A 23373-nucleotide genomic window follows, 5' to 3' on the forward strand; every position below is an offset into this window, starting at 1 on the left:
TATGTCCGACGATCCCGCTGATGACGTGGCCGCGACCACCGGCTTCACCCAGTCTTCCCTGGGTGGGCGCGGCGCGCGAAGAGCTGGGCGGCAGGGCATTCTTCCGATCGGCTTCGTTCTCAACGGCATCTACGAGGTCAAGCGCTTCATCGCCCGCGGTGGCATGGGCGAGGTCTATGAGGGCGTCAACGTCAACGCCGACGAGCGCGTGGCGATCAAGGTCATCCTGCCTCACCTCGCCGCCGACCCCAAGGTCCAGGCCCTGTTTCGCAAGGAGGCCAAGACCCTCATCAGCCTGGCGCACCCGGCGCTGGTCCAGTACCGCGTGCTGGCCCGCGAACCGCGGAAGGACCTGCTCTACATCGTCACCGACTATATCGACGGCGCGCCGCTCACCCAGTTGATCGGCAAGGGTCCGCCGCCCGCCACGACCGAGCTGGTGCGGCTGACGCGACGTCTGGCCGAGGGGCTCGAGGCGGCCCACAGCCACGGCGCTATCCATCGCGACATCTCTCCGGAGAATATCCTACTGCCGGACGGCGTGCTCAATCGCGCCAAGATCATCGACTTCGGCATCGCCAAGAGCATGGAGATTGGCGCCCAGACGGTGGTAGGCGACGGCTTCGCCGGCAAGCTCGGCTACGTCGCCCCAGAACAGTTCGGGGATTTCGGCCGTCGCATCGGCCCCTGGACCGACGTCTACAGCCTCGGCCTCGTGGCCTTGGCCCTGGCCGGTGGCAGGGCGCCGGACATGGGCGCGACCCTGGTCGACGCGATCGATCGTCGCCGGGCCGGGCCCGACATCGACGCGGTGCCAGCGACCTTACGACCCTTGTTCGCGCGGATGTTGAGCCCCGATCCTCGCAATCGTCCGCAGACCATGGCGGAACTGATCGCAGCCCTCGACGCGCTGGACCTGTCGAACGAACCGTCGCCGCCGCAGACGCCGTCCTGGGTTCCCGCCCACGACGCCCTGGCCTCGGATCTGGCGGCTGACGGCGAGCGGACGGTGGTGCATTTCGGCTCCGAGCCGCCCTCGTGGTTGAGCGCCGAACCGTCGGCGCAGACCGCGCCGCCGATCGCCGCCAGTCCCGATATCCCGCATGAGGCGCCGGAAGATCCGCCTCAGGGTCGCACGGTGTTCGCGCCCTCTCCCCTTCCCGAATCGCCCAAGGCGATCGAGCCGCCGCCGCCCGCGACCGCGCCGGAAGAAACTCCGCTCGCCGAGGACGTCGTCCTTCCCTCGCAGGACCAGGACGAGGACGGATCCAAGGCGGCGCCCGAGCGCGGCCAGATCGACGACCCGAACCGCGAGGAAAAGGTCCTGGTCGAGACCTCGGCGCCGGCGGCGCCTGTCGAGGATCACGAGGACGCCCTTTCTCCCGCTCCGCCGGCGATGGATGTCGCCTATGGCGCGGGTGTGGACGCCCCCGAGCCGACGCCCTCGCGCCAAGAGCCCGCGCGGACCCGCGTGCGCCCCGATGGCAAGCTGATCGTGCTGGGCGCGGCGGCGGCCGTGGTCGTCGCGGGGATCGGCTTCACCATCCTGTCGTCGCAAAACAAGGGCCAACTGCCCGCCCAGACCGCTTCGGCCCCGGCGCCGCCCGCTTCGCCCGACGTCGTCCGCGCCGAACAAGCCATCGCCGCCGCCGTGCCGAGCATTCCGTGTTCGTGGCTGACGGTCGGGCACGGCCAGGCCAGCGACGGCTCTACCAGCATCCAGGTTTCGGGCGCGGCTGGCGATCCGGCGGCCGTGAATCGCGCGGTATCTGCGGCCGCTCGAAAGGCCGGCTCGACGGGCCTGCAAATCGATTCCACCGGCTTGCTGGCCGCCGACCAGGCCGCCTGCCCCTTGCTCGACGCCACCCGCGGCGCGCGCGATCCAAAGGCCGTCGCCGCGCCAGCCGTCGTGGCGCTGCAAACGCGCTTTGAGATCGACCGGGGGCTGCAGGGTTGCCCGATCAACGGCCTGTGGGCCCAACCCGTCATCAACATCGCCCCCGACCCGTCGAAGAACTACAGCCTGATCGCGATCCAGCCTTCCGGTCGGCTGGAACAGTTCGCGGCCAGCCGCGAGCAGCTCGACAAGCTCGCCGCCCGCAATCCGAATCTCTACCAAGATCTGGGAAATGGCCGTCACAGGGTCTCGATGTGCCTGAGCGACCCGGGCCTGGCAGGTCTGCTGATGCTCGAAGGCGCTGGCCCGTTCGATCTGGGCCTGCGCCCCGGCGCGGCCGCGAAGCCGCCGCGAGACTTCGCCAAGCGCCTTGGGCAACTTGCCCAGTCGAAAGGTTGGACGATGCAGATGGCGTGGTTCCAGCTCGCCAACGACCAGCCCGATCAGCCTGAGATTCCCGCCCTCGACCCCGCCGCGCTTCGCGCGCAGAAGCTGGCCGAAGCCGCCAAAAGAGCCGCCGCCGTCGAGGCCGCCGCGAACGCCGCCGCGCCCGTCGTGGCCGCGCCGGCGCCCGAGCCGGAGAAGCTTCCCGCCGACTATGTGGCCTGTCGCCGGTTCGCCGGCGGCGCCTGGGAGGAGCTGGGTTATGCGCCGCGCGCGGCCTGCGTCGAGCGCGTGTTCGCCGGGCGCTGCGATGTCCAGACCGGCCGCTCCGGCGACATCGAGCTGCGCCGGAACGGCGGTAGCCTCCAGGCCAAGACCGGCAAGGGCTTCCGCAAGTGGCAGAACGTCGGGAAGTCGGACTGCGAAAAGTAGCCTCGACCTGCGCTCACCGCGGCGCTCCGCGCGTGCTGGGGGCGGCTCCAGCACCTCGGGCCATGACTGGCTGACCAGCTATCGCACCGTCGCGTGCGAGCCGCCGCCGTTGCGGCGAAGATCGACGATCACCGCGTCACGATCTTCGGGCGCATTTCCGGAAAGACGTAGCGCTCCCCGGAACCTGTGCGGATGGTCGCCAGGGCGGCGGCAGGGCAAGAAAGCGCTGAAGGCGCCTCTTTGATCACTCCCACTCGATCGTGCCGGGCGGCTTGCTGGTCACGTCGTAGACGACCCGGTTGACCCCGCGCACCTCGTTGATGATGCGGGTGGCTGTCTTGCCCAGGATCGGCCAGGGGAATTCGAAGAAGTCGGCGGTCATGCCGTCGGTCGAGGTGACGGCGCGCAGGGCCAGGACGTTTTCGTAGGTGCGGGCGTCGCCCATGACACCGACGGTCTTCACCGGCAGCAGCACGGCGAAGGCCTGCCAGATCTGGTCGTAGAGCCCCGCGTTGCGGATCTCTTCCAGATAGATGGCGTCGGCGTCCTGCAGGACCTTGACCTTTTCCGGCGTGATCTCGCCCGGGATGCGGATGGCCAGACCCGGACCGGGGAACGGGTGGCGGCCGACGAAGGCGGGAGCCAGCCCCAGCTCGACGCCCAGGGCGCGGACCTCGTCCTTGAAGAGCTCGCGCAACGGCTCGACCAGCTTCAGCTTCATGTACTCCGGCAGACCGCCGACATTGTGGTGGCTCTTGATCACGGCCGAGGGCCCCCCACGGGCCGAGACGCTCTCGACGACGTCGGGATAGAGCGTGCCCTGGGCCAGGAACTGCGCGCCGTCGATCTTGGCGGCTTCCTTGTCGAAGACGTCGATGAACAGGCGGCCGATGGTCTTGCGCTTGGTTTCCGGGTCGCTGACACCGGCCAGCTCGCCCAGGAACAGGTCGCCGGCGTCCACGTGGACCAGCGGAATGTTGTAGTGGTCGCGGAACAGGGTAACGACCTGGTCCGCCTCGTTCTTGCGCAGCAGGCCGGTGTCGACGAACACGCAGGTCAGTTGGTCGCCGATCGCTTCGTGAATCAGCACGGCGGCTACCGAGCTGTCGACGCCGCCCGACAGGCCGCAGATCACCTTGCCCGTCCCGACCTGGTCGCGGATCTTCTGGACCATCTCCTGGCGGAACGCCGCCATCGTCCAGTCGCCCTTCAGGCCGGCCAGGGCCAGGAAGTTCTTGTAGATCTGGGTCCCGTTGACGGTGTGGTAGACCTCGGGGTGGAACTGCAGGGCGTAGATCTTCTTGGCGTCGTTGGCGATGGCCGCGAACGGCGCGCCGGTCGAGGTGCCGATCACCTCGAAACCTTCCGGGATGGCGGTGACGCGGTCGCCGTGGCTCATCCAGACGGTTTCCAGCTCGCCCACGCCGGCCAGCCCTTGGAACAGCGGGCTCGTCTTGCCGATCGTTAGTTCGGCGCGACCGAACTCGCCGGCGTGACCGCCCTCGACCTTGCCGCCCAGCACGTCGCACAGCAGCTGCTGGCCGTAGCAGATGGCCAGCAGCGGCAAACCGAGGTCGAACAGCTTGCGGCCGATGCGGGGGCTGTCTTCCTCCAGCACGCTGGCCGGGCCGCCCGACAGGATAATGGCGGTCGGCTTGTAGGCGTCGACCAGGTCCTCGGCCTTGTCGAACGGATGGATCTCGCAATAGACGCCGGCCTCGCGCACCCGGCGGGCGATCAGCTGGGTGACTTGGCTGCCGAAATCGACGATCAGGACGCGCTGGTGGTGGGTTTCGGTGGTCATCGGCAAATCTCCAGCGGTCATGCGTTCAAGGTCAGGGCGTGTACGAGGATCGCTCGAGCACGGCGGCGAAGAAGCCGTCGGTCCCGGCGCGGTAAGGGGTCAGGCGCAGATAGCCTTCGGGCGTGACGTGCTCGACGCCCGACAGGGCGATCGGCTTCACGGTGAACTCGGGGTGGCGTTCGAGGAAGCCGGCAACGCGGTCCTCGTTCTCGTCGACCAGCAGCGAGCAGGTGACATAGACCATGCGGCCGCCGGCCTTCACGAAGGTCGAGGCGTCCTCCAGCACGCTGTCCTGCTCGATCTGGCGCTTGGCCAGTTGGTCCGGCGACAGACGCCACTTGGCGTCGGGATGGCGCCGCCAGGTGCCCGCGCCGGTGCAGGGGGCGTCGACGAAGACGACGTCGATCTTGCCTTCCAGGCCCTTCAGCGGCGTGGCCTCGATCGGCGAGCGGATCTGCAGGTTGCGGACCCCTGCCCTCTGGCCGCGCCGGATGGTGTCGGCCAAGCGGCGGGCGTCGGCGTCGTGGGCGAAGATCTGGCCGGTGTTGCCCATGGCGGCGGCCAGGGCCAGCGTCTTGCCGCCCCCGCCGGCGCAGAAGTCCAGCACCTGCTTGCCCTTCACCTCGCCCGCCACGGCGGCGGCGATCTGCGAGCCCAGGTCCTGGACCTCGAACCAGCCCTTGGAGAAGGCCGGCACGGCCTCCACCGACGGGGTGCGGTCGGCGGCGGCCGGGGCCGGGATGCGGAAGGCGTTGGGCAGGATCCCCGCCGGCGCGGCGTGGATCGGAGCCAGGGCCTTGGCGGCGCGCTCGGCGTCGGTCTTCAGGGTGTTGACCCGCAGGTCGACCGGCGCGCGTTCGGACAGCGCCCGCATCTCGACGGCCTGATCAGCGCCGAACGCGCGCGCCAAGCGCGCTTCCAGCCAGTCTGGATAGTCGCCCGCCACCGGCGCGGGGGCGTTGTCCAGCGAGACCGGACTGGCCAGGCGCTCGCGCTCGACGTCGGTCAGAGCGCCAAAACCGTGCTCCTCGCTTCCCGCTTCGGCGATGCGCTCGGGCGTCCAAGTCCAGACGAAGGCCAGCACGCCCAGCACGACGCCGCGCGGGCTCGCATCGCCCATCATCCAGCCCAGCGAACGCTTGCGGCGCAGGGCGTCCAGCACCAGGCCCGAGACGAAGGCCCGGTCCTTGGAGCCGGCGTAGCGCGCGGCGTCGCCCCAGCGCTTCAGGGCCATCTTGACCGGAAAATGCCGCGTCTCGATCTCGGTCAGAACCTCGATCGCCGCCGAAACCCGTCCTCCGTCGCGCATCAGACCACCAGGGCCAGAAGCAGCATCAAGATCCCGACCATCGACGCCAGCCAGGCCAGGCTGCGCACGAAGGGCACGCCCAGCGCATAGAGCGGGATATAGACGGCGCGGGCCACGACATAGAGCACGGCGCCGTACGCGGTCAGCGCGCCGAGGCGGCCGCCCAGATAGTCGACCGCCACCAGCGCGACGAAGAACGGGAACGTCTCGCGGAAGTTGGCGAAGGCGCGCTCCAGGCGCCCCGCGACGCCGGTCAGCACGACCGGCTCGTCCCGGGGGCCCGCATTCCACTTCAAGCCGCGCTGGGGCTGGGCGGCCGCGGCCGCCCACAGCAGATGGATGATCCCGATAAGGACCGCCGCCGCCACCATCTGCAGCTCGAAGGCCATCCGCATCGCCTAGACCGCGCTCGGATAGTTCGGGGCCTCGCGGGTGATCATCACGTCGTGGACGTGGCTTTCACGCAGGCCAGCGCCGGTGATGCGCACGAACTTGGCGCGCTTCTGCAGCTCGGGGATGGTCGGCGCGCCGACATAGCCCATGGCCGCCCGTAGACCGCCGACCAGCTGGTGCAGGACCGGCGAGATCGGGCCCTTGAACGGGGTCTGGCCCTCGATGCCTTCCGGCACCAACTTGAAGCTGTCCGTCACTTCCTTCTGGAAGTAGCGGTCGGCCGAGCCTCGGGCCATGGCGCCCACCGAGCCCATGCCGCGATAGCTCTTGTACGAGCGGCCCTGGTACAGGAACACCTCGCCGGGCGCCTCCTCGGTGCCGGCGAACATCGAGCCCATCATGGCGGTCGAGGCCCCGGCCGCGATGGCCTTGGCCAGGTCGCCCGAGTACTTGATGCCGCCGTCGGCGATGATCGGGGTGTTGCTGTCGCGGCCGGCGCGCACGGCTTCCATGATCGCGGTCAGCTGCGGCACGCCCACGCCCGCGACGATGCGGGTGGTGCAGATCGAGCCCGGACCGATACCCACCTTCACCGCGTCGGCGCCGGCGTCGATCAGGGCGCGAGCGGCGTCGTAGGTGGCGATGTTGCCGGCCACGATCTGGACGCGGTTGGCTTCGCGCTTCAGGCGGCTGACCGCCTGCGCGACCTGGCTGGAGTGGCCGTGGGCGGTGTCGATGACGACGACGTCGACGCCGGCGTCCACCAGGCCCATCGAGCGTTCGAAGCCGGCGTCGCCGACGGTCGAGGCGGCGCCGACCAGCAGCCGACCCTTGTCGTCCTTGGCGGCCAGCGGGTGAGCCTGGGCCTTCTCGATATCCTTCACCGTGATCAGGCCGACGGCGCGATAGGCCTCGTCGACGACGATCAGGCGTTCGATCTTGTGCTTGCGCAGCAGCTCGCGGGCCTCGCGCTGATCGACGCCTTCCGAGACGGTGATCAGGTTGTCGCGGGTCATCAGCGCCGAGGCGGGGACCTTGTCGTCGCCCTCGAAGCGCATGTCGCGGTTGGTCAGGATGCCGACCAGCTTGCCCGAGCCGCGCTCGACCACCGGGAAGCCCGAGATCTTGCGGCGGGCCTTGATCTCGCGGATCTCGGCCAGGGTTGTGTCGGGGTGGATGGTCAGCGGGTTGATGACCATGCCGCTCTCGTAGCGCTTGACCTCGCGGACCTGGTCGGCCTGCTCCTCGTTGGTGAGGTTGCGGTGCAGGACGCCCAGACCGCCGGCCTGGGCCATGGCGATGGCGAGGCGGCTTTCGGTCACCGTGTCCATGGCGGCGGACACGAGCGGAATGTTCAGACTGATTTCACGCGTGAACCGGGTCTCGGTCGTCACCTGGGTAGGCATGACGTCGGACGGGCCGGGTTCGAGCAAAACGTCGTCGAAGGTAAGCCCTTCGCGAATCTCCATCGGAGTCTCCATTTTGCGGCGCGGATATAGCCGCGAGGCCGGCGGTTGTCGACCCGCCTGGACGCCCAAATGGAGATGAATCTTTCCGAGGGGAAGGACGGCGGCGTCCCGGACGCCGCCGAACGACGACTAGACCGGCTTCGCGCCTGGCGTGCCGCACTTGGCGAACTTGCCTTTGGCGTCCTTGCACTTGGTCGGTTTGGCCGGCGCGGCGGCGGCGGGGCACTTGATGAACTTACCCTTGGCGTCCTTGCAGGGCGCGGCGGAGGCGACGCTCGCGCCGGACAGGGCGACGGCAAAGGCGGCGGCGATGCTCAGGGACTTCAACATGGGTAAGCCTCTTGATGATGCGCGATATGCGCATCCCAAGGCTCACGCCTGTTCCCGCCGATCCGCAAGAGACTGGAATCCAAATTTCCGTGATAGATCAACGCGCTATGGTCGAGATTGCGATTTCCCACAATCCTGGCGACAGCAACCTTCCTACCGCCCCTTGAACCCGGTCGCCACCAGGAACACCTCGGAGCTGTCCTGACGGCTGGCCTTGGGCTTGAAGTGCTGGACCCGGTCGAAGTGACGCTTCAGCCGGCCGATGATCTCGGCCGTTTCACCGCCCTGGAAGGCCTTGGCGACGAAGGCTCCGCCAGGCTTCAGCACGTCGATGGCGAACTCGGCCGCGATCTCGATCAGGCCGACGATGCGCAGGTGGTCGGTCTCGCGGTGACCGACGGTGTTGGGGGCCATGTCGGACATGACCAGGTCCGGCTCGCCGCCCAGAAGCCCCAGTAGCTTCTCCGGCGCGCCGTCGGCGGTGAAGTCCATCTCCAGCAGGTGCGCCGGCGCCACGGGATCGACCGGCAGGAGGTCGATGCCAACGAGGTCGGTCACGCCCCGCTCCACGGCGATCTGCAGCCAGCCACCGGGCGCGCAGCCCAGGTCGATGACCTTCGCGCCCTTCCTGAAGAACCGGAACTTGTCGTCGATCTCGCTGATCTTGAAGGCCGCGCGGCTGCGGTAGCCCAAGGCGCGGGCCTTGGCCGAGAACGGATCGTTGATCTGGCGCTCCAGCCAAGCTTGTTGGCTGGGCGTGCGGCCATAGGCGGTCTTCAGGCGCGCGGGCTTGCCCCGGCCACCCTCGTTGCCGCCGGCGGGCGGCTTGACCATGCGCTTGCGGGGCGGTTGTTCGTCGCTCATGCGGCTTCAGACTTCTTCGAGGCGCCGCCGCGACGACGTCGGCGCGGGCGTCGCTGCTGTTCGGACATCAGGGACATCAGGAGCCCTTCTCTAAGCCCTCGGTCGGCGACACGCACGCGCGAACACGGCCAAAGCTCCTGCACGGCCTGCAGGATCGCCGCGCCGGCCAGCACCAGATCGGCCCGGTCCGCGCCGATGCACGGCTCCTGGGCTCGCTCGGCGGCGGTCAGGCCCTGAAGGCGTTCGGCGGCCGCATCGCAGTCGGTCCGGTTCATCCACAGGCCGTCGACGACGTTGCGATCATAGCGCGGCAGGCCCAGATGCAGGCCGGCCAGGCTGGTGATGGCGCCCGACGTGCCGACCAGATGCGCCCTGCCCTGCGCGAAGATCTCGCGCATCGGTTCGGCGTGGGGAAAGGCCTTGATCCGCGCCTTGACGTCGTCGACCATGGCCCGGAACCAGCCTTCGGCGGCGCGCTCGCCCTCGGGGAAGCGCTCGGCCAGGGTGACCACGCCCACCGGGATCGACAGCCAAGCCTTGATCGGCAGCTTCCAGGCGGCGAACTGGCGCGGCTTGGCGTCGAGGCCGCCGCCGTTCAGATCCACCCATGAAAGTTCGGTCGAACCGCCGCCGACGTCGACGACCAGGGCCGCGTCCTGCTGACGATCAAACAGGCTCATGCAGCCGGCCACGGACAACTGGGCCTCCTCGCGAGGGCTGATGATCTGCAGTTTCAGGCCCGTCTCCTCGTGCACTCGGCGCACGAAGTCGGGACCATTCGTCGCGCCCCGGCAGGCTTGGGTCGCGACCGCCTTGACCCGCACGGCCTTGCGGCGACGGATCTTCTCGGCGCAGACCTTCAGGGCCGCGAGCGAGCGGTCCATGGCCGCTTCGGACAGCTGACCGCTCTGCGACAGCCCCTCGCCCAGACGCACGATGCGGGAATAGGCTTCGACGACGCGGAAACCGCGCGGCGTGGGCGTGGCCACCAACAGGCGGCAATTGTTGGTCCCCAGGTCGAGCGCCGCGTAGCACGCGACGGACTCCTCCTGAGACCGCCGGCGCCGGCCTTGCGGGGCGCCGGGCGCGCGCGGCGCCTCCGACATGGTCTCTACCTGTCTCGCAGACGCCGCGAACGCGCGACGTCCCACTTCGAGTCGACCATAGAGCCTGCGCGTATCGGAGGGAAGCTCGCCGCCGGAAGCGCTGCCTTGTCTTCCGCGTTCTGAGGACTACGTTCAGGTTTCAGTCAGGTGCGACTGATATCCTTAACGCCATGAATTCGAGACTCGCCAAATTCGCGATCGGCCAGGTCGTCCGGCACCGCATCTTCCCCTTCCGGGGCGTGGTGTTCGACGTTGACCCGGTGTTCGCCAATACCGAGGAGTGGTGGCAGTCCATCCCTGAGGACATCCGGCCGACCAAGGACCAGCCGTTCTACCATCTGCTGGCCGAGAACGACGACAACAGCTACGTCGCCTATGTGTCAGAGCAGAACCTGCTGCCCGACGACAGCGGCGAGCCGGTCGGCCACCCTCAGACCTCGGTGATCTTCGAGTCGTTCGATCACGGGCTGTACAAGCTTCGTCCCCGGATTTCGCACTAACCGAAACGTCTATCCGGCGATCCGTCGTTTTCGCGCAAACTGCGAACAGCTTTTGCGAAAATCGAGGCGTAGCGTCATCGCATGAGCGGAGATGGCTTTAGCAACGGGCCGCCCCCGGGCGCCCGCCCCGACTGGACGATCGACCAGGGCTGGGAGACCTATTCCCGGGCCGAGCATGACGTCTGGATCACCCTTTACGAGCGCCAGGCCGACTTGCTGCACGGCCGCGCCTGTGACGCATTCCTGCGTGGCCTCGACGCGCTGGATCTGCACCGCACGGGCATCCCCGACTTCAATCGCATCAACGAGGAACTCCAGCGCCTGACGGGCTGGAGCGTGGTGGCCGTGCCGGGCCTTGTGCCCGACGACGTCTTCTTCGACCACCTGGCCAATCGCCGCTTCCCGGCCGGCCAGTTCATCCGCAAGCCGGACCAGCTGGACTACCTGCAGGAACCGGACATCTTCCACGATGTCTTTGGCCATGTGCCGATGCTGACCGATCCGGTCTTCGCCGACTACATGCAGGCCTATGGCCGAGGCGGCCAGCGGGCGCTGGGCCTGGGCCGGCTGGCCAACCTGGCGCGCCTCTACTGGTACACGGTCGAGTTCGGCCTGATGAACACGCCCGCGGGGCTGCGCATCTACGGCGCCGGAATCGTGTCATCGCGTACGGAGTCGCTCTTCGCGCTGGACGATCCGTCGCCCAACCGCCTCGGCTTCGACCTGGAACGGGTCATGCGCACGAACTATCGGATCGATGACTTCCAGCAGGTCTACTTCGTGATCGACTCGATCCAGACCCTGCAGGAGGTTACCTTGCGCGATTTCGGCGCCGTGTATGAACGCCTGGCCGGCGCAAGCGACATCGGTGTCGCCGAGATCCTGCCCGGCGACACCGTCATCACGCGTGGCACCCAGGCCTATGCGAAGGCCGGGGGACGCTTGGCGACCGCCTCGGCGGACTGACCTTTCAGGCCGAACAGGATCCGCACACCGGGGATGCGTCGCACTGCCTCGTAGGTGATGAAACAGCCAGCGAACGTCGCCACGACCAGGATCGCGCCTTCCAGGCCCTGCGGCAGATTCAGCTTGGCCAAGTTATGAGCCATGACCACGATCAGGGTCTGGTGAACCAGATAGAACGGGAAAACGCCCAGGGTGAGGTAGCGCAGAGCTGGCCCGCCCTTGGTCAGATGCTTCGCGCCGAACCCCAGGATGGCGACGATGGCGCACCAGGTGTCGGTGGCGAACACAAAGCGCATCGTCTGGACCAGGGGCTGCGGCGGGACGGCGTCGTCGGCGCGGTAAATCCAGACATAGACGCTCCAGCCCGCCCAGGCGGCGATCGCCAGAATCAACGCCGGCCAGCGCACGGCGGTAAAGCGATCGCGCAGGATCTCCGACTTCGCCAGGCCAAAGCCGAGCAGGAAGGCGCTGAACGAGACCGCGTGGACATAGTGGTCGCCGATCAAGGCGTGGGTCTCGCCGAACCGGATCAGCAGCGTACGGGCCAAGCCCAGGAACAGGATCGGCCAAACGAACAGGCCCCAACCCTTCAGCACCCGCTCAGCCGCGTGCTGGATATGCTCACCGGCCTTCTTCCAGACCAGAAGCATCAACGACAGCACCAGGGTGTAGAACAGCAGGTAGGCCACGAACCACATGTGGTTCCAGGTCGGGGTGACCAGGCATTTGCCATCCGCTCCACACCAATGCCCCGAGGCCGTGACGTAGCGGATCCAGAAGTTGTCAACCGTCAGGAGCGTTCCCGGGTGGGCGGCTATGTACTCGACGACCTGGTAATAGGACTGTGGCGGCACGATCACGAACATCGCGAACAGAAGCGGCGGCAGCAGGCGCGCGATCCGCGCCCAGGTCAGCTGTCCAACGTTGGTCTTGTCGGCCATGAACCGCGTCGCCGCCCCCGAGACCAAGAACAACAGGGTCAGACGCCACGGATTGGTCATCAGCATGAAGGGCATCAACCCTTCCACCACATGCGGGGTCTTCACGTGGAATTCCCACGGCACGTAGAACATGCCGGTGTGATAGAGGATCAGCAGAAAGAACGCGCCGACCCGAATCCAGTCGAGGTCGTGGCGCCGATCGAGGGGTAAGACGGTCGTGGTCATGAAGCGGGCGTCCGGCGTGAAAAACGATGCCAAGGACCTGCCCAATCATCCCCCAAGCGGCCAAGTCTCGGGGGACCAGCGGTCGCTGCCCGGGATGACCGGAAAAGCTTCAGGGACCAGCGGCGGCTTTTTCGGGATGACTGGCGAAGAGCGCTTGTGGCTGACACGCGCCTGGATCCTCGGGGCCAGCCTGATCGCCGCGATCTCGGTGGTCAACGTCCTGACCATCCAGCACGACGCGCCTCGGCTGGGCGTGATCCGGCCGGCGATCTGGGAAAGCAGTAGCGCGCTGATTACCCTGTTCATCTTCGCCATCCCGGCCGTCATGGCGTTGTGGATGGTGCGCCGACAACCGCGTTGGTGGATGGCCGTCCCGGCGCACCTGGTCGCGGTGTTCGTCTACTCGGTGTTGCACGTCTCGGGCTTCGTGGTCCTGCGCAAGATCGGGCACGCCGTGATCCTGCACGAGGGCTATGACTTCGGGCCGCTGTCGACCGAGTTTCCGTACGAGTTCCGCAAGGACATGATGTCGTACGGCCTCGCCACGATCATCTACTGGCTGGCCTTGCGCCGCAGCGCCCAGAAGCCACTCGAGCCTTACGTCCCCGCCCCGCCCGCCACCTTCGACATCCAGGACGGCGCGCGACTGATCCGGATCCCCGTCGTCGACATCCTGGCCGTCCGCTCGGCCGGCAACTATGTCGAGTTCGTGCTGGCGGACACCCGGCGGCCCTTGATGCGCTCGTCGCTGAGCGCCGTGCAGGACGACCTCGTCGCCCACGGCTTCGTGCGCACGCATAAGTCCTGGCTCGTCAACAAGGCCCGCGTCACGGGCCTGAAGCCTGAAGGCTCGGGCGACTACGCGATCGAACTGGGCGCTCTGGAGGTCCCGCTGTCGCGGCGTTTTCCCGAAGCGTTGAGCGCGCTCCGCGGCTAAAGCAGCATTCCCATCAGGATGTCGTCCTCGAAGCGACCGTCCGGAAGGCGGCCGCGCGCGACCTGCCTCCCCTCGTGCTTGAAGCCCAGCCGCTCGTAGAGGCGGATCGCGCCGGGATTACCCGCGCCCGCCGCCAGCTCGATTCGTAGGATCGCCGGGTCCTGCGTCCGCGCCCAAGCGATCAGAGCCTTGAACAGTTTCGAGCCGATCCCCCGTCCCTGCCGCTCCGGATGAACCGCCACGGTCAGCCCGCCCAGCACATGAGCGAACAACGCCACGGTCTCGCGGCTGGCGTGGATTTCCCCGACGACGGTTGCGTCAGCCTCCACCGCGACCAGGCAAATGTCGCTGGCGATCGCATAGTCGCCGTAGGCCAGCGTCACCTCCTCGGGCGCGCGGGCCAAGGCGCCGGGCGTGACGGCGGCGGCCTTGTGCAGGACGACGACGCCGTCGCGGTCGGCGCCGGTGGCGGGACGGATCTCGAACGTCATCCGTCCCTCTGGAACGGATAGAAGTCGCCGCCCAGGTCGAGGATCTGGCTCAGTTCGTCCAGCGCCTCGCGGCTCTCGGTCAGCAGCAGCGGATCGGCGAGGTCCGCTGGCGCCAGGCTGTCGCGATAGCGGCGGGTCACCCAGTCGGCCAAGGTCGTATGCAGACCCGGCGTGAAGCGCTGGGCTGGATTGGCCGCCTCCAGTTCGGCGTCGGTCAGCACCACGCGCAGACGCAGGCAGGCCGGACCGCCGCCATTCCTCATGCTCTGGCGGACGTCGATATACTCCACCCGGCCGATCGGACCATTGGCGCTGGCCAGCCGCTCGGCGACCGCGAAGGCGCGCGGGTTGTCGCGCGTCTCGGCAGGCGCCAACAGCACCAGACGGTCCTCACCCGGGATCACGAGGAGCTGCGAGTTGAACAGGTAGCTGGCCACCAGATCGGCTATCGGCAGGTCGGCTTCCATGACCTCGACAAAGGCCGGCTCGAACAGGTCCCCGGCGGCGGCCCGGACCTGGCGCTCCATGAGGGCGCGATCCTCGAAGGCGCGCTCGTGGAAGAACAGGCACTCACGCGTGCCAACGCAGACCACGTCGTTGTGGAACGCGCCGCCCTCGATAGCCGCCTTGCCCTGCTGGGGGAAGATCGCCCGGGCCGCGCCGTGGCGACGCTGGATGGCCTCGAAGGCCTCGCGGGTCTGACGGGCCGGGAACTTGCCGTCCCAGCGCTCCCAAGCTTCCCGCCCCCAGACGAACAGGTTGACGCCCGGCGCGCCATGGTCGGCGCACAGCCGGACGTGGTTGGCCGCGCCCTCGTCGGCGAAGTGTGGCTGGGCGGGCAACGGATCGTGGACGGCGAAGCGGCGCTCGTCGGGAAACAGGCGGCGCAGCGCCCGGGTCGTCTGCGGGCCTTCCAGGCTGCGGTGCAGGTTGGTCAGCAGGTTGGCCGGCGTGAAGTGGACGCGGCCGTCGGCCGTATCGGCGCTGGGCGTCACCGTGGCGGCGTTGGCGGCCCACATCGGCGAGGCCGAGCACGCGGCGGCGGCCAGGGCCGGAGCGCTCTTCCAGGCGGCCTCGAGCACGACGTCGTCCGAGCCCGAAAAACCCAGCGACTTCAAGAGACCTACCGCCGGACGCTCATGTGGCGGCAGCACGAACTGCGGCACCCCCAGATCCGACAGCCGACGCATCTTGGAGAGTCCCTCCAGCGCCGCGCCGCGCGGGTTCGAGACCTCGCCGGCGTTCAGGGTGCTGGCAAGGTTACCCGGCGAGAGGCCAACGTAACTATGGGTCGGTCCAACCAGGCCGTCGCAATTGGCTTCGCGGGCCGAGCTCACGCCCGCAGCCCCTTGATGTCCTTGGACGTATCCAGCACCGCCTCGGCCTCGAAACTGGCGACCGGATAGGCGCAGTAGTCGGCGGCGTAGTAGGCGCTGGGCCGATGGTTTCCCGAGGCTCCAAGCCCGCCGAACGGCATGGAGCCGGCCGCGCCGGTGGTGGGCCGGTTCCAGTTGACGACACCCGCGCGAATGCGGTTCAGGAACTGATCCCAACACCTTGACTCGCTTGAGATAAGCCCCGCCGACAAGCCATAGCGCGTCGCGTTGGCGGCTTTTAGCGCGTCGTCGAAACTGGCGACGCGACGCACCTGCAGCCAAGGGGCGAACAGCTCCTCGTCAGGCGTGTCGACGCCGGTGACGTCGACCAGGCCGGGGGCCACGAAGGCCTCGCTCAAGCCTTCGACCTGACCGAGCGCGCGGATGCGATCGCCGCCCATGGTGTCGGCCACGGCGCGAGCGGCCTGGGCGGCGCGGGCTGAGATCAGCGGGCCCATGAAGGCTTCTCTGTCCCCGTTCCACGGTCCGATCGACAGGCGTCCGGCCAGGCTGGCGGTCGCCTCGATCACGGCCTTGCCAAAGGCGTCGTCCGGCAGGATCAGCCGGCGAGCGCACGAGCAGCGCTGGCCGGTGGTGATGAAGGCCGACTGAACGACCAGGGCCGCCACGGCCTCGGCGTCGTCGGCATCCCAGACCACCAGCGGGTTGTTGCCGCCCAGCTCCAGGGCCAGGATCACGTCGGGCCGATCGGCGAAGTGGCGGCGGAAGAAGGTCCCGGCCGCGGCCGAGCCGGTGAAGAGCAGGCCGTCGATCGTCTGGTTGATCAGGGCCTGGCCGGTCTCGCGACCGCCCTGGACCAGGTTGACGACGCCCGCCGGAACGCCCGCCGCCTCCAGGGCCTCGACCATCAGCTGGCCGGCCAGGGGTGTTTCCTCCGAGGGCTTGAAGACGACCGTATCGCCGGCCAGCAGCGCCGGCACGATGTGGCCGTTGGGCAAATGGCCGGGGAAATTGAATGGCCCCAGCACCGCCATGACGCCATGCGCCCGGTGGCGCAGCACGGCGCGGCCGAACGGCATGGTGGTCTCGGTGACGCCGGTGCGCTCGTCATAGGCCTTGATCGACAGGTCGACCTTGCCGGCCATCGAGCCCAGTTCGGCCTTGGTCTCCCACAGCACCTTGCCGGTTTCGCGGCTTAGGGCCTCGGCAAACGCCGCCGTGCGCTCGACCAGGATCTCCCTGTAGCGGCGCAGGATGGCGATCCGCTCCTCGCGCGGCTGGTCGGCCCAGGCCGGAAAGGCCCGGTGCGCCGCCGCCACGGCCTCGGCGACGTCGGTCTCGCTGGCCGTGGCCTCGCGCCAGACGATCGCGCCCGTCGCCGGATCGGTCGACACGAGTTCTGCGCCCTGCCCCGAACGCCACTTGCCATCGATGAACAGTCCGCCGCTCATGCCTTCACCCGCACCATGTCGCCCTCGTGGGCGCCCAGAGCCTGGGCCGCCTCTCGGCCCAGGATCGCGTTCTCGCCATCGATCAGCACCGGCGCGCGCACGGCCCTGAACCCGGCCACGGCCCCCGTGGAGACCAAAGCCTCCTCACCGAAGGCGTCCTCGCCGATCTTCACGCGCAGACGCCGGGCGTCGCGCACGGTCTTGATGTCGTCGCGACGCGCCGCAACGGTCGGCCCGGCGTCGAAGATGTCGATCAGACCCTCGTAGCGGAAGCCCTCGGACTCCAGCATGGCCCGCGCCGCCTCGCCCTCTCGGTGAACGCGCCCCAGCACATCGCGCGCCTCCTTAGGCAGCAGTTCGGCGTAGATCGGATGGCGAGGCGCGAGGTCGAGGATGAACTGGCCGTCGGTCGAGGCGCTCATCATGTCGGCCTCGTCGAATTCGAGGCGGAAGAACTTGCTGGCGACGTGGTCCCAGAACGGGCAGCCGCCGTCCTCGTCGAACCAGCCGCGCAGCTCGGCCAGCACCATCTCGGCGAAGCGCTGGGGCTCCAGGCCGATCAGCATGTAGCGCGACTGGGCCAGCAGGCGGCCCGCCCCGCCCTTGCGCCGCTCGGGCCGCAGGAACAGCGATCCCACCTCCGACCAGCCGGCGCACTCGTTGACCAGCACCAGCGCCCGGTGATCGAAGCGCTTTTCCAGGGTCGGCGACGACTGGGCCAGGGTGACGACCCGGAACGAGAAGTGCGGCCTCTTCAGGCCCACGCCCGCCTTGACGCCGGCGACGCCGATCACGTCGCTGGCCTCCAGGTCCTCCAGCATCAGAGTGTACCACGCCTCGGGCGGGGCCACGCCGGCCTGGAAACTAGCTTCCGACAGTGCCAGCCGGGCGCGCAGGGTCGGCTCGTCCTCGGGCAGGCTGGTGAAGCCGCGCCCGGACAGCACGGCCAGCTCCATCAGGGCGTCGAAGTCGGCGGGGCCGGCGGGACGGACGACGAGCATTCAGAGGGTCTCCATCGCGCTATGAATGGCGCGGGCGTCGATCTCGCCGCTGGCCAGTTTCATCAGGATCAGGGCCGAGAGCTGAGCACGCTCGACGAAGCTTTCGGGGAAGGCATGCTCGGCCTCGCTATGGATGTCGCCGCCGCGCACCCCCAGGGTGTCGACATTCGGCAGCCCCGAGGCGAACAGGTTGTTGCCCTCGCAGACCCCACCGGAGGGCTTCCAGGCGATGTCCTGGCCCAGCAGGGCGCCGACATCCTTGACCGCGCCGAACAACCGCTGCTGGGCCGCGTTGAACGGCTTGGCGCCACGGGTGATCAGGCCGTGCAGGTGAGCGTGCAGGTCATCGCCGATCTCGCCGACGATGCGGGCGACCTCGGCCTCGAACCAGGCGGCGGCTTGCGCCTCCGGGAAGCGGACGTTGAAGCGGACCACCGCCACGTCGGGCACCATGTTCAGCGGCGCGCCTCCGTCGATCCGGGCGACATTGACGGTGACGCCATCGCGCTGGCCGTTCAGGCCGTGCAGTTTCTCGGCCACGCGCGCCGCGCCGATCACGGCGTTGCGGCCAGCGGCGAAGTCGCGACCGGCGTGGGCCGCACGACCATGAATGACCATGTGGTAGTTGCCCGAGCCCTTGCGCGCCGAGGCTAAAGCTCCATCGGCCAGGGCCGGCTCGTAGGTCAGGCCCACGTGCCCGCGCCGCGCGAAATCGGCGAGAACCGGGCCCGAGGCGATCGAGCCGATCTCCTCGTCGGGCGACAGCAGGACGCGATAGCCGACATTGGCGGCGTGGGGATGGCGTTCGAATGCTTCCAGCGCCGCCAACATGACCGAGATGCCGCCCTTCATGTCGGCGATGCCCGGACCGTGCAGCGCGCCGTCGGGACGGGTGCGGACGACCTGGAACGGACTTCCCTCGGGATAGACCGTGTCGTAGTGGCCGGTCAGCACGACCTGGACCGCGGCCTCGGGTCGCACGACCACGGCCAAGGACGGAGGATGCTGGAACTCGGTCTCGCGACCGTCGGCGGCGACCTCTCGCGACGGCGACAGCGGCACATCGATCGGCGCGGCCGGCAGGCGCGCGGCGGCGTCGAGCAGGATCTGCCTTTGGCGTTCCAACCCCGCCAGGTGACGACTGCCGGAGTTTATCGCGCACCAGTCCACGGCACGGTCGACGATCTGGCCGCCATCGCGCGCGATGTGATCTAGAACCGCGCGGTCTTCTGAATTGAGACGCATGAAAAGCCGGTCCTCCCTCAGTCACGATAACCAAGGGCCGCGGGCAAATCGTGCTTACCTCTGACGAGGTAACCGCTGTCCCGCGCAACAGCCTTGCCCTTTAGTAGTCCTTTCTCCAGCGAACGGAAAGCTTCGCGTCATTCTGGCCGCCGATCCTGGAAACCAGGGAGAGAGTCCGGCGAATCCGCCACTCGACCTGAGCGGCCGGCCCTTCACGGCCGCCGCCGATGATCTCGAGATAGACGTCGTCGGTCACGTACTTGCCGCCCGAGACCGTCATGCCCGTGGCGCTCTCGGCGAAGGCCAGGCGGTCCAGCCGCGCGAAGCTGCGCAGGTTGCCGATCACATCGAAACCGCCACCGCCGGCCAATGACGCAAGAGCCGACGCTAGCTGGGCCGCTTCGATCGGCGACAGCTGCGCCGCCGATGACCCGAACAGCACCTGGCTCAGCACTTCATCGCTGGGCAATTCAGGCTTGGAGGTCAGGGTGATCTCCGGTTTGGCGGCGGTGCCCTGGATCTTGACCACTGCCGTCAGCGAGGTGTCCTGGCGGGTCGCCGACAGGTCCAGACGGATACGGTCCAGCTGACTGGACAGATAGACCGTGCCCTCGTCATCGAACTCGAACCGCTTGCCGGCGAAGTCGTACTCGCCGCGCACCACGCGGGCCACGCCGCTCAGGGCGGGCGCCAGCGAGGTGCCGCCGACATGGGCGTTCAGCGACAGCTCGACGTCGAGGCCTCTGCCCCGCACGAACACCCGGCGCGGCGCCTTCAGGTCCAGGTCCAGGATCATGCCGCCGGTCGTCGCGCGGCGCTGCAAGCCCTGGTCCAGATCCTGCGGGCGATTTCGCTCGATCACGTCCATGGCCACGACGCCGGCGGGCGTCTTGCTCTGGGCGGAGACGTCGGCGCGATCGATGGTCAACGCCCCCGCCAGCTTGATCTTGCCGTCCGCCGAACGGTTGACTGTCGCCGAACCCGTGGCGACGGCCGAGGCCAGGTCGTTGTCGATCAGGCGGAAGCCCTTCAGGTCCAGCTTGAAGCTGCCGACCCCGTCGCGGGCCAGGCTGATCCGCCCCGCGCCCGAGATCGAGCCTCCCTGCCCGTCCTCGCCAATGGCCTGGCTGACGTCGATGGCGTTGTCGGCCATGGCCGAGCGCAGGGTTACGTTCTTGAGGCGCAAACCCGTCTGACCGTCCTCGAAGCCGCCATCGTCCAGCGTCGCCGAACCGATCAGGCGGGGATCCGCCAGGGTGCCGCCCAAGCTAGCCTGCAGATTGATCCGGCCCGATAGCGAGCGGTCGGCCCCCATCAGCAGGTTCCAAAGCGGCTTGATCTCGCCCTGAGCGGAGAAGCGCCCCTGCACGCCGCGTTTCTTGTCGACGACCAAGCGCAACGGCCGGGCCGAGGCTTCGACCGGCAACACCAGATTGGCCTCGGCCTTCAGGCCCTGGCTGTTATCGCCGTCGGCGACGATGGTCAGACGGTTGTCGGTCAGGTCGCCGTGGATCTTGGCGTTCAGGGACTGTTCGACCTTGGCCCCGCGCTCCCGGGCGTTGGCCATGCGCATGTCGAAATCGCCGGTGAGGGTCTCGCCCTGCCCCCGCAGGTTGAAGGATCCGTCGATGTCGCCGTCTAGGTCGGGGTTGAAGGCGGTGATGGCCACACCCGTCAGTTCGGCCTTGAGCATGGCCGTCGCCCCGCCGAGATCGGCGTCGATGTCGGCGCGCCCCTTGTCGATGCCCAGGCGCAGGCGGGCCTGGGTCGGGCCGTCGCCGAAGCGAACCTTGGCCGTCTCCCGGGTCTTGATTTCTGTCCGACCCAGGCGGCCGGCGGCGTCCAGGCTCAGATCGTAGATCTTGCCGCTCTGGGCCAACTGCCCTGTTCCGCCGATGCGCCAGCGTCCGCCGGGGGCGTCGCCCCGCGCGTCGATGGACAACGGCAGGCGAGACAGCGGACCATCGGCCTTGATCTTGGCCGAGCGCACCTTCCAGCTTCCGAACGCTACTTCCTCGGCCGTCAGATCCAGCGCCGCCGTCGCCGAGCCACCACCGGGCGCGTCGACGAGCTTGGCTGTGCCCTTCACCTGGCCTTGCGGCAGGAACGCGCCGGGGCCGATGGCGACGGTCAGGTCCGCCGTGGCCGGCAGGCCGTCGCGCAAGGACATCGCGCCCTTGGCCTTGGCCCCGCCGGCGTCGACGTCCAGTTCGCTGAGTTCGATCCCGCCCGGCGAGAAGCGGAACGCCGTGCGCCCCCGCGCCGGACCATAGGTGCTGTCGGCCTGCAGCGCCGCGACGCCGTCCGTGGCGTTGGGGCCGCGGGCGAAGGTCAGCGTCAGGTGCGCCTTGGTCAGCGGCAGATTGGGCAGGTCGATGCTGTCGAAATCGGCGTTCAGCTCGGCCTTCGGCGCCGATAGCGTCCCGCCCACGTGACCATCGCCCGCCGCCTTGCCGGCGACTTCGACCGGTCCGGCGCTGAAGGGGCCGGACGCGGTCCAGTCCAGCTTGAAATCCAGGCCCAGCCCCTTGGCGATCATCTTGCCCGTGCTGCGCAGGCTGGCGTTCGCGCCGTCCAACCTGGCGTCGGCGACCGACAGGACCCCATCATTCCAACTGGCCTTGCCGTTCAGGCGCGGCGTCCCGCCCAGCAGCCGATCGATCTCGGCGTAGCCGGTGGCGAAGTTGGCGGCGCGGCCATCGACCGTGAAGCCCCACGGACGATTGGCGAAGCTGGTCGCCGTCCACTTGGCGATCACCGAGCCCTTGGCGCCCGGACGCACCGGCCCCAGGCTGGCGACCTTCATCTCGCCGTCGAACGACAGCCCGCCCAGCACGCCGCGCTCGCCCTTGCCCGTGACGATCAGGTTGGGCGCGTCAATGCGGGCGGCCTTGATCAGGAAGCGGCCACCCTTGACGCGCGCGCCCTCGAAGCTCGCCTTGGGGCTGGCCCCGAGCACCGCCAGAAGCCCCGTGCCGCCGCCGCCCGAGGTGGTCGCCTGGGCCTTGATCTCCAGTTCGCCCTTGGCCCAGCGAACCAGCGCCGGCCCCTTGGCGCGCTTGAGGCGGTAGCCCAGCAGTTCCAGGTCGGCGACGTCCGCGTTCCCCTCGACCGAGAACCCGCCGTCCTCCAGGCGAAAGACGCCGTCAGCCAACCCCTGCCCCATTTGCGGGACGGTGACGATCCGCTTCAGCGCGCCGATACGGGCCGTGAAGGCGATGCCATCCGGACCGGTGCGACGCTTGGCCAGGTCGGCCAGGCCGTGACCTCGCAGGCTCAAGTTCTCGGCCTGGATCTCGAGGTTCAGGGCCGAGAGGCCGTCCTGGGTGGCCTTCTTGCCGTCGATCGTGAAGTTCGCCTCGGGTCCGAACATCCGCTCCAGACGCTGGGTCCAGCGCGAGGCGCCCAGATCCAGCCGCCCTCGCGCCGCGCCGCCTTGCTCGTTCCAGGCGCCGTCGGCCTGCAGCGGCGTGGCGTTGCCCGAACGCGCCAGCACGTTGAACGCCGCGCGGCTGACCGTGCCGTCGGCCTTGGCCTTCAGGTCGAACGGCCGGTCGGCGGGCAGGCCCAGCGCGCCGGCGATCGCGCCGCCGTTGGCCTCAGTGGCGTCGGCGTTCAAGCGCAAGGTCTTGGAGCGTCCCAGGTCGAAGTCGAGATTCAGATGGTCGCCGACATGCTGGCGCGAAGCGACCACCAGCGTGCCCTTCTGTCCGCCGAGGCGCGCCATCTCGTAGTCGCCGCCGACGTCGAAATCGCCGTCACGACCACTGAACGCGGGCCGCGTGATCAGACGGAACCTGAAGGCGTCCAGATCGACCGACACCGGCGCGGCGCTGGACTTAGCCCCCTTGGGGGCCATGGTCGGGCGGCGCAGCACGATCACGTCGCGGGCGTCGATCCGCTCGGCGTGGAAGCGGCGGCCGAACAGCTCGGTGGCCCGCCAGGCGACGCGGATGTCGTGCGCCTCCAGCCAGATCCCCTTCTCGTCGGTGATGGTCAGGCGCCGGACCCCAAAGTCCTTCCAGATATCGCCCGACAGGCCTTCGATGTGCAGCTTGCCGATGCGACCCAGCTTCAGGCCCGAAGCGCGGGCCTCCAGGAACATGCGACCTTGGGGCGTGATCGGCGCGTAGCGCAGGCCGCCGGCCATGACGATCAGGATGGCGGCCAGGATCGCAGAGGCGATCAGCAGCGCGCCGCCCCAGCCGATCTTCTTAGCGGCCTTGACCGCGGCCTCGCCCGTCGCCTCGGCGGCGTGGACGACCGTCTCGGTCAGGTCAGGCTTGTCCTG

General features: G+C 68.6%; 18 protein-coding genes. 4 read left to right on the forward strand and 14 right to left on the reverse strand.

The window, feature by feature from the left end; translation table 11 throughout:
• Position 1 precedes the first annotated feature (1 nt).
• The gene (locus MZV50_RS15350; RefSeq protein WP_252630118.1) at positions 2-2713 is read left to right on the forward strand and encodes a serine/threonine protein kinase; all 2712 of its coding nucleotides are present in this window, start codon (positions 2-4) and stop codon (positions 2711-2713) included.
• Positions 2714-2957: 244 nt separating this feature from the next.
• Here the strand turns inward: MZV50_RS15350 and guaA are convergent, their stop codons facing one another.
• The 7 genes from guaA to MZV50_RS15385 form a co-directional block, all read right to left on the reverse strand.
• Positions 2958-4517, reverse strand: coding sequence for a glutamine-hydrolyzing GMP synthase (guaA, locus tag MZV50_RS15355; protein WP_252630120.1), 1560 nt, complete (start codon positions 4515-4517; stop codon positions 2958-2960).
• A gap of 31 nt (positions 4518-4548) precedes the next feature.
• On the reverse strand, positions 4549-5826 hold the full coding sequence (locus MZV50_RS15360) for an RsmB/NOP family class I SAM-dependent RNA methyltransferase (RefSeq protein ID WP_252630121.1): 1278 nt from the start codon (positions 5824-5826) through the stop codon (positions 4549-4551).
• Complete coding sequence (locus MZV50_RS15365) at positions 5826-6221, reverse strand: MAPEG family protein (RefSeq protein ID WP_252630122.1); 396 nt, start codon at positions 6219-6221, stop codon at positions 5826-5828. The genes MZV50_RS15360 and MZV50_RS15365 overlap by 1 nt, the downstream gene beginning before the upstream one ends.
• Before the next feature lie 3 nt (positions 6222-6224).
• A complete protein-coding gene (gene guaB, locus MZV50_RS15370; protein ID WP_252630124.1) occupies positions 6225-7688 on the reverse strand; it encodes an IMP dehydrogenase in 1464 nt (487 codons plus the stop codon).
• A 129-nt stretch (positions 7689-7817) separates the two neighbouring features.
• On the reverse strand, positions 7818-8018 hold the full coding sequence (locus MZV50_RS15375) for a hypothetical protein (RefSeq protein ID WP_252630126.1): 201 nt from the start codon (positions 8016-8018) through the stop codon (positions 7818-7820).
• A gap of 153 nt (positions 8019-8171) precedes the next feature.
• Positions 8172-8882, reverse strand: a complete 711-nt coding sequence (locus tag MZV50_RS15380; protein WP_252630128.1) for an RlmE family RNA methyltransferase — start codon at positions 8880-8882, stop codon at positions 8172-8174.
• On the reverse strand, positions 8879-9988 hold the full coding sequence (locus MZV50_RS15385) for a Ppx/GppA phosphatase family protein (RefSeq protein ID WP_252630129.1): 1110 nt from the start codon (positions 9986-9988) through the stop codon (positions 8879-8881). Before MZV50_RS15385 ends, MZV50_RS15380 begins: the two co-directional genes overlap by 4 nt.
• A gap of 170 nt (positions 9989-10158) precedes the next feature.
• Here MZV50_RS15385 and hspQ point away from each other — a divergent pair, with 170 nt between their 5' ends.
• Entirely contained in the window at positions 10159-10488 is a 330-nt protein-coding gene (gene hspQ, locus MZV50_RS15390) for a heat shock protein HspQ (RefSeq protein ID WP_252630131.1), read from the forward strand.
• A gap of 81 nt (positions 10489-10569) precedes the next feature.
• Positions 10570-11454, forward strand: a complete 885-nt coding sequence (gene phhA, locus MZV50_RS15395) for a phenylalanine 4-monooxygenase (RefSeq protein ID WP_252630132.1) — start codon at positions 10570-10572, stop codon at positions 11452-11454.
• Here phhA and MZV50_RS15400 read toward each other — a convergent pair.
• The gene (locus tag MZV50_RS15400) at positions 11409-12620 is read right to left on the reverse strand and encodes an acyltransferase family protein (RefSeq protein WP_252630133.1); all 1212 of its coding nucleotides are present in this window, start codon (positions 12618-12620) and stop codon (positions 11409-11411) included. The genes phhA and MZV50_RS15400 overlap by 46 nt on opposite strands.
• Positions 12621-12774: 154 nt before the next feature.
• Here MZV50_RS15400 and MZV50_RS15405 point away from each other — a divergent pair, with 154 nt between their 5' ends.
• Positions 12775-13557 carry a LytTR family DNA-binding domain-containing protein gene (locus tag MZV50_RS15405; RefSeq protein ID WP_252630134.1) on the forward strand — a complete coding sequence of 261 codons (783 nt, stop codon included), beginning with the start codon at positions 12775-12777 and terminating at the stop codon, positions 13555-13557.
• Here MZV50_RS15405 and MZV50_RS15410 read toward each other — a convergent pair.
• The 6 genes from MZV50_RS15410 to MZV50_RS15435 form a co-directional block, all read right to left on the reverse strand.
• Entirely contained in the window at positions 13554-14048 is a 495-nt protein-coding gene (locus MZV50_RS15410; protein WP_252630136.1) for a GNAT family N-acetyltransferase, read from the reverse strand. The two genes, MZV50_RS15405 and MZV50_RS15410, sit on opposite strands and share 4 nt — an antisense overlap.
• Complete coding sequence (gene astB / locus MZV50_RS15415) at positions 14045-15385, reverse strand: N-succinylarginine dihydrolase (protein ID WP_252630137.1); 1341 nt, start codon at positions 15383-15385, stop codon at positions 14045-14047. The genes MZV50_RS15410 and astB overlap by 4 nt, the downstream gene beginning before the upstream one ends.
• Positions 15382-16836, reverse strand: coding sequence for a succinylglutamate-semialdehyde dehydrogenase (astD, locus tag MZV50_RS15420; RefSeq protein ID WP_252630139.1), 1455 nt, complete (start codon positions 16834-16836; stop codon positions 15382-15384). The genes astB and astD overlap by 4 nt, the downstream gene beginning before the upstream one ends.
• A complete protein-coding gene (locus MZV50_RS15425) occupies positions 16833-17837 on the reverse strand; it encodes an arginine N-succinyltransferase (RefSeq protein WP_252630141.1) in 1005 nt (334 codons plus the stop codon). Before MZV50_RS15425 ends, astD begins: the two co-directional genes overlap by 4 nt.
• The gene (locus tag MZV50_RS15430; protein ID WP_252630142.1) at positions 17838-19082 is read right to left on the reverse strand and encodes a hydrolase; all 1245 of its coding nucleotides are present in this window, start codon (positions 19080-19082) and stop codon (positions 17838-17840) included.
• 100 nt (positions 19083-19182) lie between these two features.
• Positions 19183-23358, reverse strand: a complete 4176-nt coding sequence (locus tag MZV50_RS15435) for a translocation/assembly module TamB domain-containing protein (protein ID WP_252635252.1) — start codon at positions 23356-23358, stop codon at positions 19183-19185.
• Positions 23359-23373 lie beyond the last annotated feature (15 nt).

Origin of the sequence: Caulobacter segnis (genome assembly GCF_023935105.1) — a bacterium.
Taxonomy (GTDB): domain Bacteria; phylum Pseudomonadota; class Alphaproteobacteria; order Caulobacterales; family Caulobacteraceae; genus Caulobacter; species Caulobacter segnis_B.